Origin of the sequence: Streptomyces sp. NPDC007157, from assembly GCF_040634235.1 — a bacterium.
In the GTDB taxonomy this organism is placed as follows: domain Bacteria; phylum Actinomycetota; class Actinomycetes; order Streptomycetales; family Streptomycetaceae; genus Streptomyces.
Map to the genome: position 1 here is coordinate 19,671 of NZ_JBEYFE010000012.1, position 11,675 is coordinate 31,345.

The following is an 11,675-nucleotide window of genomic DNA, read 5'->3' on the forward strand; positions in this document are numbered from 1 at the left end:
GGTGAGCAGGTCTCGCAATCACCGCACAAGCCCGGAGGCCTGAGACGTCGTAGGGAACGGCAGACCGATACTCCGGTCACGCCCACGGGGACCGACGTAGTCGACGCCCCTCCGCCTCCCGACCCGATCGATCGGATCGATCCGATCGACGCGATGACGGTCATCAAGGGGGTGGCAGCCCGCATACCGGAGGCACTGGAGGCTGCCGGAGCCGACGATGTGCCCCCGGCCGGCGCGCTCACCGCGGCGGTGCGCAGGGCGGTCCTGGACGAGTTCCGTACCCGTGCCCAGTTCGCCGGACGTGTCGCCGAGATCGACGCTCTGCTCTGGTCCCGGGCGGGGGACAACCGTGCGACCGTCGAGGGCGCGATGACGGCGCACCTGCGGGAACTGCGACTGCTGCGGGTGACGGAGCCCGAGGAGAGCGACCGGTTCGTGGTGACCGAAGGCGAGGGAGACGTCTTCGAGCTGCTGAGTCCGGCGTACGTGGACGAGTTGACAGGGAAGGTCATTCTCGCGGGGCAGCTGCGGCGCATCGCCGGGCCCGCGGGTGTGAAGGTGGGGGAGGAAGCATGACGGCAGCCGGAATCGACTTCGGGACCACCAACTCGGTCGCGGCCCAGTGGAACGGCGAGTACGTCGAGGTCCTGGAGATCGGTGGGCAGGGCCTGGACGCGAACTGGGGGCGCAGGGGGTTCGAGCTGCTCTACCCGTCGGTCGTCGGCACGAGTTCCCTGCGGCCGGGCACCCTGTTCGGCTGGGAGGCGAAACTCCGCTCCGAGCAGGCCGTCGAGGCGTGCAAGCGGATGCTGCGCGAGGAGCCGTTCGTCACGCTGGGCGGTGAACGGTTCGCCGCGACCACCGCAGCGGCCGGGGTCTTCCACGCCATCGCGGGTGCGGCGGAGGAAGAGGCCGCCACCGAGATCCGCGAGGCCGTCATCACCGTGCCCGCCAACGCGACCGGCGCGGCCCGCTTCCGCACCCGCGAGGCCGCGCGTGCCGCAGGCCTCAAGGTACGTACCCTGCTGAACGAGCCGACAGCGGCCGCGATCGCGTACGCGCACGAGATGGAGGTGGACGGCGAGTTCCTGGTCTTCGACTGGGGCGGTGGCACGATGGACGCCACACTCCTCCTGCACGACGAGGGGTTCTTCGACGAGAAGGCGAGCCGGGGCGTCAACCAACTCGGAGGCCTGGAGATCGACGCCCGGCTACGCCGCATGGTCCTCGACCGGGCGCCCGCGCGTGGGCGTTGGAGCGATTCCGAGAAGCGGATGTTCGCCCTGGAGATCGAGCGGGCCAAGATCCTGCTCTCCCATCAGGAATCGGTACGCGTCAGCACGCCGGACGACGTCACCGTCGAGATCGGGCAGGACGAGTTCTCCGAGGCCATCCAGGACCTCATCAACCGGGCCCTCGACCCGGTGGAGGAATGCCTGGAACAGGCCCGGATCGACCCGCAGGACCTGACCGCGGTGCTGATGATCGGCGGCAGTAGCCAGATCCCGGCGGTGCGCGCCGCAGTCTCGGAGGCGCTCGACTGCGAACTCGTGGACAGCGCCCTGTGCGACCCGATGACCGCGGTCGCCGAGGGGGCGGCCATCAGCGCCGCCGCCATGGACGGTGAGCTGAAGAGCATCATCCGGGTCGTCAACACCCACGCCCTGGGCACGATCACCACGGACCGCGAGGGCAGACGGAGCTTCAGCGCCCTCATCGACCGGAACCAGCGCCTGCCGCAGCAGCGCGTGAAGTCGTACGAGCCGACGAAGGACAACGTCTCCCAACTGACCGTCGAGGTCTGGGAGGGCGACCCCGACCGCGAGGTCGACCACCCGGACAACGTCAAGCTCACCGACCTCGCCCTGACCTACCCTCAAAGAGGCAAGGCCGAGGACGGTGTCTTCGACCTGGAGTACACGTACAGCAAGGAAGGTCTGCTGACCGTCAGGGCGACTCTCCAGAAGACCGGTGAGGTCGTTCTCGACGGCGAGGTGAAGGTGTTCGGCGACGGCAACGTGCTGCCGGAGGTGAAGAAGGAACTCGACCGGCTGCTCGCCCTCGCCCCGGCCGTCGCCCGCCCCGCGGCCACCCCGACCCATCCTCAGCAGGCGAGCACCAACGGCAAGTCGAACGGTGTGGCCAAGCCCGCCCCGCCACGTTCCGGCCCCCGACCGGCCGTTACGAACACGGTCGCGCCGCCGCTCGTCATCGACGGATCCAACCTCGCGTGGAACGGACGGCCGCCGCGTACGGCCGGCGGCAAGCCCAGCTTCGCGGCGCTGGAAGCAGCTGTACGGTCGCTGCGGTTCAAGCACCCCGACAGCGACATCCATGTCGTGGTCGACGCCACTCTTCGCCACGACGTCTCCGCCGAGGAGCGACCTCTCGTGGAGAAGGCCATCGCCGACAACACCGTCGTACAGCCCCCGGCCGGAACCGAAGGCCGGGGCGACGCACTGGTGATCAGCATCGCCGACGAGGTCGGCGGGGTCATCGTCTCCAACGACAACTTCGCACCGTTCCAACGGGCGAATCCGTGGCTGCGGGATGCGGGGCGGGTCATGGGGGCCACCCACTCGCAGGGCGTGTGGGTGTTCAACCGGCGCGTACCGAATCCGGCGGCGCCGGTCCAGCGAAGGTGACGTTGAAGAGCGTGAGATCGGCGGTCGTCGCGGGGGTCGCGTTGCTGCTCGTCACCGGCTGCTCGGCTCGGCCGAGCACGGGCGCCGCGGAGCCGGACCTCTGCCCGACCGTCGCCTCCACCGTATCCGCCCCGCCCCCGTCCGAGCCTGTGCGCTACGTCGAATTGGGCGCGGTACGGTGCTCGGACGCGGACTCCGGTATAAGCGCTGTGGACATCACCGTGAAAAACACCGGCACGGACGAAGCCAACTACTACGTGACCGTCGAGTTCGTCGACTCCGAACATCGGTCGCTCGGAACCGAGGACACATACTTCGGCCACGTGAGCGCCGCAGCGACAGAGACGAGGACGGCCCTCGCGGCACGGCCGGCCGACGGCCGAGGGCTGTCCGTCCGTATCGTCGCCGCGAAGCGGGAGGCCGTCGTGACGAAGGCCCCGGCGACAGCCCTGGACAAGGCGGTGGGCCTTTTCGTGAGCCAGGGCTTGGTGCCCGCCGACACCCCGTACGGGGACTGCCGGGACGCCGCACCCCAGGCCTACTGGATCGGTGACCGGGGAAACTGCTGGACGGTCGCCTCCGCCCTTCCCCCGCTACCCGTCACACCGGCACCGTCCGCCGTCGCGCCTGCGCTCCCCGGAGCCGTGTGCGCCGACGGCCGGATCTCCGGATCCAGCGGTCGCGGCACCTGTTCCCATCACGGCGGTGTCAGCCGCTGAATCTGGTAGACAGCCACCGGGACGACTCGACCCCATTCGGGTAGAAGGCTGGACGCCTGCCGTAGTCGATCAGCTACTGTACGGACACGTTCGATTCATGGGCGTCAGGACGTATGCGGAGGGGCACACCTTGGTCGGCAGCGCTCCCTTGCCGGAGCCGGAACAGTCGTCACCGGACTCCGCGTCCGTCGTGTCCTCGCCCACAGGCGGTGAGCCGCCCGTCGAACTGACCGACACCGGACTCAGCGCCGGCATCGAAGCGGAGGACCTCGGGCCGAGCCACCGGGCGCCCTTCGACCCCGAACTGATCGACGTCTATCCGCGTGCCACGACCATTGACCTGATGCTTCAGCGCCTCAAACGCGGGCTCATCGATCTGCAACCCGATTTCCAGCGGCGTTCCGGCATCTGGAATGAGACGGCCCAGAGCAGGCTGATCGAATCCCTTCTCCTACGCATCGCACTGCCCACGATCTATGTGGCGGAGGAGGCCGACGACACCTGGACCGTCGTGGACGGGGTACAGCGGCTCACCACGATCGTCCGCTTCGTCAAGCCGGAGGCCGCTGAGCTGGAACCGCTGGTGCTGAGGAACCTGGAGTACCTCGACTACGACGGCAAGTCATTCGAGGACCTGCCAGGGCGCATGCAGACCCGCATCCTGGAGACCGAACTGTCCTTGCTGGTCATCAGGAAGGGCACGCCCGAAGAGGCCCGGTTCAACATCTTCACGCGGATCAACACCGGAGGGCTGCCCCTCAGCCAGCAAGAGCTGAGGCATGCCCTCATTCCCGGGCCTGCCCGCGATCTGCTGGCCAGGCTGGCGGAAAGCCCGTTCTTCTTGGAGGCGACCGGAGGCAGCGTCTCCCCCAGCCGCATGGCGGATCGCGAACTCTGCCTGCGCTTTTTGGCGTTCTGGATGACGCCTGCGGAGCGATACGTCACTCAGGACTTCGACGGCTTCCTCCGGGACGCGATGCGCCGCATCAATGCGCTCACATCGAAGGAACTGTTTGACCTCCAAAGCTGCTTTCATCGCGCGATGTTCAGCAGCAAGGTCATCTTCGGAGACCAAGCGTTCCGCAAACAATTCAACAAATCGGTGCGCCGTTATCCGATCAACAAGGCACTCTTTGAAGTGCAGGCCGTGACCTTGGCCCGATGCGCGCCGGAAGAGCTCGCCGTCCTGAGTACACGAGCGGCCACCGTCCAGGAGAAGTTCGAGAAGCTGATGGACCACCTTGCTTTCTATGACGCCATCTCCTCTGGAACAGGCGACACCGACAAGGTCAACTACCGCTTCCAGTCCATGAAGGACCTGTTCCGCGAGGTGTTGGAATCCGCTGATGCTTGAATCGCTCACTCTCACCAACTTCAAGGCGTTCGCCCACCAGGACCTGCGCATGTCCCCTTTCACCCTGCTGACCGGACTCAACTCCTCCGGCAAGAGCTCCGTACTCCAGTCCCTGGCACTGCTGCGGCAGTCGTACGAGTCCGGTGACCTTGACCCGCTCGGCGGTGGCGAGGCCGGGCTACTGCTCAACGAGGAGCTTGTACAGCTCGGCATCGGGCAGGACGTGCGGCACGAGTCGTACGACGAGACCGGTCCGTACATCACGCTCGCGGTGCGCGGCGATGGTCATGTCATGCAGTGGAGCGCCGTCTACGAGCGGGAGGCCGACCATCTCAAGCTGCTGCCCGACGAGGACAGGGAGCGGTTCGATCCGAGCGGGCTTCTGCCGACGCTCTTCGGGCCCGGCTTCCAGTACCTGAAGGCCGACCGCGTCTCCCCTCAGGTCAGCTACCCGCGCTCGCACCACGCCGTATCCACGCGCGGCTTCCTCGGCGCGCACGGCGAGCACACCGTGAACTACCTGCGCGCTCATCAGGACGACCCCGTCGAGGCGTCGGCGCTCCTCGTCCCCAACGCGGCGTCCCACACACTGCTCGGGCAGACCGAAGCCTGGATGCAGAAACTCTGCCCCGGGGTGAGCCTGGAAGCGGCCGGCATCGACGGCACCGACACGGTCCGGCTCAGCTACCGCTTCGGCTCGGGCGTCTCCCAGTCCAACCGCTATCGCCCCACCAACGTCGGGTTCGGGCTCACCTATGTCCTGCCGATCGTCGTCGCCTGTCTGTCGGCGAAGCCGGGCACGCTGATCCTGCTGGAGAACCCGGAGGCGCACCTGCACCCGCAGGGCCAGACCTGGATGGCGTACCTGGCGAGCGCGGCAGCCGCCAGCGGGGCGCAGATCGTGATGGAGACGCACAGCGACCACGTGCTCAACGGGCTGCGGCTCCGCGTCAAGCAGGGGTTGCTGAGCCCCGACGCGACCGCCGTGCACTACTTCCGTCGCAAGGATCAGACCTCGGAGGTCGTCACCCCGGTGATCGGGCCCGACGGACGGCTCTCCGAATGGCCGGCAGGCTTCTTCGACGAGTGGGAGAACTCCCTCGACCAACTGCTCGACTGAGCAGCAGCACGGAGTCATTGAAGCGCCTCGGGGGCGGGGCTGTCGGCGTGAAAAAGAGAATGGGGGCGGGGCACGTGCCACTACACGTGTTTCTCAACGAGCAGTCCTGTGCGTCCGAGTGCAAGGCGGACGAGGTCGCGGACGGGATGCGAACCTTCGTGGGAGTGCTCAGAGAACTTCAGCGCTGGCGCGGCATCAGCCTCGCCACGCAGAGCCCGTTCGACGAGACGGAACTCGCGCGAGGTTATTACTACGCGCAGTGGCGCAACGACGCCCGCAACAAGGAAGAGCACCGTTTCATTCAGCGGATGCGCGACCGCTGCACGACTTTCACCGCTGCCCTCCACGCGGCGGCAGCCTCCGAACGGGACGACATCTGGCACCGGCACAAAGGGATCGACGTACAAGGGCTCGGTGCGGCCCGGATGGCCGACGGTCTCGCCGTGAGCCTGCCGCTCGCCCCGGACTGGGACACGGCCTGGCTGGAACTCCGTATCGAGGAACTGTCGGAGGATCCCCAGACCGGGGAGACGATCGCCGACGAGTACCCGGAGACGGTTCGGCACGCCTCCCGGAAGACGCACCTTCGCGAGCACGAGGAATGGGGGTGTCTCGAAGGACTGGACCGCGTCTCCAGTGGCGCCGAACTCTGGGCAGGGCACGCCGACTTCTTCCCCAACCTCCAGTTCCTCGACCGGGTGCAGGACGATCTGGAGAACCTCGATCCAAGGTGGTTCAAAGGCGCGCGCCAGTTGCTGCGCCAGCTTCAGGCGAGCGCGGCGGCATGGGACCCCGTCACCTCCCCCACCGGCCCGCACTGGGAAGCCCCGAACATCAGACCGGAGCACGAGAACGCCCGTAGAGACCGGTTCTGGGAGGACTGGGACGGTGAGAGTCGCTGCTTCGAACTCCACGGGAACCTCAACCGGGGGGCCGGCCGCATCTACTTCCGACTCGTCCACGACGAGAAGGCCATCCGCATCGCCCACATCGGTCGCCACCTCTGAAGCAGCCCCGGTCTCCCTCTCTTCCAACAAAGGCGCAGATGACATGACTGACTCCAGCACCGGGTCCGGAGAAGCGCAGTCCCGGGCCCGCTACTTGCTCGACGGTCGGCGGGTGACCGTCGCCGACCTGGTCAGCGGCGGGCTACTCAAGGAAGGCGAACGGCTGCGGTTCGTACGGCCCCGTGTCGGTGAGTCGCACGAGGCCACGGTTGCGCCCCGAGGGTGGATCCGGCTCTCGGACGGAGAGGAGTTCCGCTCGCCTTCCAAGGCCGCCATGGTCGCCGTCGGATACGGAACGTTCGACGGCTGGGAGGCATGGCAGGTCGACGACGGCAGATACCTGACGCAACTGCGCCAGGAACTCCTGGACCATGCGGCCGAGGAGGCCGAGCCCCCGGCGGCGGAAGAGCAGCAACAGACTTCGGTGTCGCCCAAGGAGCGACACACGCGGCTGAAGGAGGCACGCGAATCGGCAGAGGCGGGCCGGCCGTTGTCCCTGTCCGTGCAGGAGTTGCTCGCCTGGTGGGGCGCCACAGGCCGAGGTCTCGTCAACGACCAGATCGAGGCCGAACTTGCAAACCACAGCCTCATCACCTCACCCGAATTCGACAAGGTGCCCCTGACCACCACGGTCCACTTGGTCAAGGCCGCGGAGGAGGAAGTCGACGACGTCCCCCTCACCGGATCTCCGGCGACCATCACCGTGTCGGCCGGTGCGTCCGACGAGCAGGAATCACGGGAGACCGGGCTCACCGTCGGCACTCTGCCGTCCGCTCTCGGCGGCGTCATCAGCGTCAAGCCGACGGCCACCTTCGAGGAAGTCATCACGCTGATGATGCTTCACGACTTCTCCCAACTGCCCGTCCTCGCCGGCCCGCACAACCTGCGGGGATCGGTCTCGTGGAAGTCCATAGCCCGCGCCCGGCACGCCGATCCCGGCGCCCATCTCTCCCAGGCCATCGTCGACGCGCGGGACGTCCGCTACGACCACGACCTGATCGATGTCCTTCCCACACTGGCCGAACACGACTTCATCCTCGTCAGAGACCAGCGGAACGCGATCGCCGGCATCGTCACCGCCGCCGACGTGGCCCAGGCCTACGGTGATCTGGCCGGCCACTTCCTCCTGATCGGGGAGATGGACCGCCGCCTGCGACAGGTCATCGCGGGTGCTTTCACCCTGCCCGAAGTAACGAAACTCTGCGACGCGGAGGGCGAGCGCATCACTTCCTTCGGCGACATGACCGTCGGCGACTACCAACGCGTGTTGGAGAATCCAGAACTCTGGGAGCAACTCGGCTGGCCCCTCGACCGAAAGGTGTTCATCGCACGGCTCGAAGAGATCCGGAAGATCCGCAACAACGTCATGCATTTCAACAGCAGCGATCCCCTGCCGAAGGCTGATGTGGACAAGATCAGGAACCTCAACAAGTTGCTGCGGGAGTACGGGGAGTAGGTCCGAAACTCACCGCCGCACACCGCCGCGTACACGGAACACATCGTCGCCTACGGCGCCTCGCTGTGTGCGCGTCGGACCTGGGCACATCTGAGTGTGCCCAGGCAACGTAGGCGCCATGGACAGCGAGCACTCAGTCACCTCCACTGCGGCCGTCACAACATGTCACACGACGGAAGTGAGCACCACAGCAGACGAGTTCAGAATGCGTTTCAGCCCGACTCCTCGGGGTGCCCGTCTCGCCCGCCGTCTGGTCGCCGACCGGCTCGACGCGTGGGGCCATCCCCACACGTCCACAGTGAACGAGACGCTGACCCTCATCACGGCGGAGCTGGCCGCCAACGCCGTGCGCCACGGTCACGTACCGGGTCGTGACTTCGAGGTGCGACTCATCGCCACCGGTGAGACGTTGCGCGTGGAGGTCTCCGACACGCGTACGGAGCGAGTGCCGCTGCTGTCCCTTCAGGAAGCCCCCGGCGAGGCCGAGTCCGGACGCGGGCTGTTGCTCGTGGCCGCGCTGGCCGACCGGTGGGGCGTCGTGCCACGGGTAACGGGCCCAGGAAAGACGGTGTGGGCGGAGACAGGCTGCCCTCTCACCGGCCGCTCGCCCGCCCTCGGGATGCCGCGATGACTCGCGTACTCTCCGTGCATGGTTTACGTCATAGCGCTCAGTGAAAAGGAACTCGACCGCATCGACATGGACTTACGGTTGAAGCAGTTCTTCACCAAGACTGTCGCCGCCGATGCCTTGCCTCGTGGTGCCGAGCCTCAGATCACGATGCTCGTCAAACGGTCGCCCACATCCGGGCAGGTGTCCCCTCTGGTCTGGCTGGGGGTCGTGCGGCAGCCGCGCGGGGAGAAGGTGGCCGCAGTCGACTCACGGGTCAATGTTGAACTGCTACGAGAATGCCCCGTCCCAGTGTCGTTGCAGGACATCGAAGGGAAACTCCCCCTTCATGTCCGCAACGTTGTCGCTGCCGCCTCTGGCAGAGAAGTCACCATCCTGGACGACGTAGTATCCGAAGCTCTTCTTTCGGCTCTGGCCCAGTACCACGAGAAGCTGCGCCAACTGCTCGACTTTCTTGGTGAGGCTGCCGCGCCAGAACGCCTCGATCCGCTGGGGCGGGTCGAGGACGCCTCTTGGCAGGAGCAACTCGAAGCAGCCCGGCTGGCTATGGCAACTGTAGACATTCCGCTGGCTCGGCTTGCCGCGTGGCGCCGCCCGGCCGATCGTGACGCACCGGCTCTGGGTGGTTTGATCGCCGAACCCTATGAACCGTCGCTACTCGATTACGACATGCATCACTTCTTCGACGGAGACGACGTATTCCAGTCCATGGGACCGCCGTACGTTGGCGGCTCTGTCGGCTCCACCTTTCGATGCGACATCCAGGTCTTCGAACACCTCGGCCGCCGTGTCGAGATCGCGAATGTCAACGCGTCACCGGTCGAAACTCGGCTCGGCACCGACCTGATCTTCTACCACGAGCCGACGCAGAGCTTCGTGCTCGTGCAGTACAAGCGCCTGCCGCACGAGGCCGGGAACCGCTGGATTCGCGTTGACGAGAGATTGTTGAGCCAGCTGGACCGACTGGAGCGTGTGGCCGCCCTCAGCCGCCCGGCGAGCCTTCCCCACGAGTGGCGCCTCGGCCCTGATCCATGCTTTGTGAAGCTCGCCTACTGGCCGCTGGCGGAGACCATCAACCCGGGCCCCTCACCCGGCATGTATCTGCCGGTACCGTACGTGCGGCTGCTGCTGGAAGACGACGTCACACGGGGCCCCAACGGCGGACGGATGCTCGGATACCCGCAGGTCGACCGGTATCTGACGAACACCGAGTTCACCACACTCATCAAGAACGGACTGGTGGGCACCGTCGGCACGACGATCGAGCAACTCGCGGAAATCGGTGCGCAACGGGCCGAGGAAGACCAGATGTCCGTAGTCATCGCCGTCGAGAGAGCCACCGGCCCACTCCGCGAGACGGTCAAGGAGCGGCATAGACGCAATCACGCTCAGGGGTACGACAAAGCGCTCGCCGACCGCTTGCGCAGGCAGCGACGTCCCACACCGCCCATTCCCGGCCAACAGATGTTCCCCGAGTCCTGAAGACTGTGGTGGTCCGGTAGCGGTCAGCCTCCGTCAATGCCCGAGACCTCGTGTCACGAACGTCATGTGCTGGACGTTTCCTTGCCTGTTCCAAGTGGAGTGGTTCCCTGTGGTTTCAATGCCCCGAACCCGGTCACACAGCCACTCCTCGCCGCCACTCGCAGCCGCTCCTCGGAAGTCGCTGAGGCTGGTGAGGCACTTGGCGGCCTCCCGGTTGGCGTCGTCGTACTGCCTGCCGTGCGGCACCTTGGACAGATGGTAGGAGCGGGCGGTCGTGTAGCGCAGCACGCCCCAGGGCGGGCCGCCGCCACGCGCGGGCGGGGTCTGAGTGACGTACGTAGCCGGATGGATCCCGTAGTCGCCGTAGCGCAGTCTGGGCAGGTACGAGCGTTCGCTGTGACGGATCTCGTGCCAGGTCTCCCAGTCCGTGCGCGGGGCCTCGTACGGGACGCCCTCCCGGAAGTCGTCGGGCGGTTCGGGGAAGCCGCCGGCTGTGACGGTCACCGTGCGCCAGGAGGTGAGTGGGATCAGGGTGTCGAGGGCACGCAGGGCTTCTTTGGCCGCGTCGGCGCGGTCGGGCAGGACGGTGGCGAGGTCGAGGAACAGGTCGGCTGGGTGGTCCGAGGGCAGCCGGTCGAGCAGCATGGTGACGTCCGAGGCCGTGCGGTCGTTCCAGTCGCCGGGGAGCCTCACTCGGACACCGAGTCCGTCCTTGCGGTGCCGGGCCGCGGCGAGGGCGAGCGACTGCTGGGCGCCAGGACGTCCAGGTCCGGTGACCGGCCGCAGGTTGCGGTCGTCCCACCAGTCGGGGGTCAGGATGTCGGCCAGGACCGCTGCTTCGACCTCGTCGGCGAAGGGGGCGTCCAGCCAGGCGGGTCCGAGGCGCTGTGCGGTGGAGATGTCCCCGGCCTCCTTGGCTATTCGCTCGGCCAATGGTTTCGCCAGCATGCCGGGGCGGGGCGGCAGTGTCCACAGCGGGGCGACCTGGCGCCGTACGTCCGGCGCCAGCGCGCGATAGGCGGCTGCCGCGTGCGGCCGGGTCGGCAGGATGGGCACGTACAGCGGTACGGACATGGCGTTCCCCCTCGGCGCTGCCCGTGTGCGGTGCTTTCGATCGCTTGCCCTCGCTTTCCTTCAGGGTGAAACCACTTGCGAATGCCCGAAAGGGCGCCAATCGGCCATGCTCGGTGTCAACGCAGGCCGCCCGGATCGGGAGCTCCCTGTGGAGGTCGCGGACCGCGGGTGCACCCGTCCCCTCACACAC

General features: G+C 67.0%; 10 protein-coding genes. 9 read left to right on the plus strand and 1 reads right to left on the minus strand.

Features of this window, described 5'->3' with window-relative positions:
- Positions 1-153: 153 nt before the first annotated feature.
- The 9 genes from ABZ642_RS22315 (at position 154) to ABZ642_RS22355 (ending at position 10,411) form a co-directional block, all read left to right on the plus strand.
- Entirely contained in the window at positions 154-576 is a 423-nt protein-coding gene (locus tag ABZ642_RS22315) for a hypothetical protein (RefSeq protein WP_360486682.1), read from the plus strand.
- A complete protein-coding gene (locus tag ABZ642_RS22320) occupies positions 573-2,645 on the plus strand; it encodes an Hsp70 family protein (RefSeq protein ID WP_360486685.1) in 2,073 nt (690 codons plus the stop codon). The genes ABZ642_RS22315 and ABZ642_RS22320 overlap by 4 nt, the downstream gene beginning before the upstream one ends.
- Positions 2,646-2,656: 11 nt before the next feature.
- The gene (locus ABZ642_RS22325) at positions 2,657-3,364 is read left to right on the plus strand and encodes a hypothetical protein (protein WP_360486688.1); all 708 of its coding nucleotides are present in this window, start codon (positions 2,657-2,659) and stop codon (positions 3,362-3,364) included.
- Between the two features lie 97 nt (positions 3,365-3,461).
- Positions 3,462-4,718, plus strand: coding sequence for a DUF262 domain-containing protein (locus ABZ642_RS22330; protein WP_360486691.1), 1,257 nt, complete (start codon positions 3,462-3,464; stop codon positions 4,716-4,718).
- Complete coding sequence (locus ABZ642_RS22335) at positions 4,711-5,838, plus strand: DUF3696 domain-containing protein (RefSeq protein WP_360486694.1); 1,128 nt, start codon at positions 4,711-4,713, stop codon at positions 5,836-5,838. Before ABZ642_RS22330 ends, ABZ642_RS22335 begins: the two co-directional genes overlap by 8 nt.
- A gap of 164 nt (positions 5,839-6,002) precedes the next feature.
- Positions 6,003-6,845, plus strand: a complete 843-nt coding sequence (locus tag ABZ642_RS22340; RefSeq protein WP_360486697.1) for a hypothetical protein — start codon at positions 6,003-6,005, stop codon at positions 6,843-6,845.
- A gap of 43 nt (positions 6,846-6,888) precedes the next feature.
- The gene (locus ABZ642_RS22345) at positions 6,889-8,301 is read left to right on the plus strand and encodes a CBS domain-containing protein (RefSeq protein ID WP_360486700.1); all 1,413 of its coding nucleotides are present in this window, start codon (positions 6,889-6,891) and stop codon (positions 8,299-8,301) included.
- A 205-nt stretch (positions 8,302-8,506) separates the two neighbouring features.
- Complete coding sequence (locus ABZ642_RS22350; RefSeq protein WP_360486703.1) at positions 8,507-8,932, plus strand: ATP-binding protein; 426 nt, start codon at positions 8,507-8,509, stop codon at positions 8,930-8,932.
- Positions 8,933-8,950: 18 nt separating this feature from the next.
- Entirely contained in the window at positions 8,951-10,411 is a 1,461-nt protein-coding gene (locus ABZ642_RS22355; RefSeq protein WP_360486706.1) for a hypothetical protein, read from the plus strand.
- A gap of 33 nt (positions 10,412-10,444) precedes the next feature.
- Here ABZ642_RS22355 and ABZ642_RS22360 read toward each other — a convergent pair whose 3' ends face one another.
- Positions 10,445-11,485, minus strand: a complete 1,041-nt coding sequence (locus ABZ642_RS22360) for a hypothetical protein (RefSeq protein ID WP_360486708.1) — start codon at positions 11,483-11,485, stop codon at positions 10,445-10,447.
- Between the last annotated feature and the right edge of the window lie 190 nt (positions 11,486-11,675).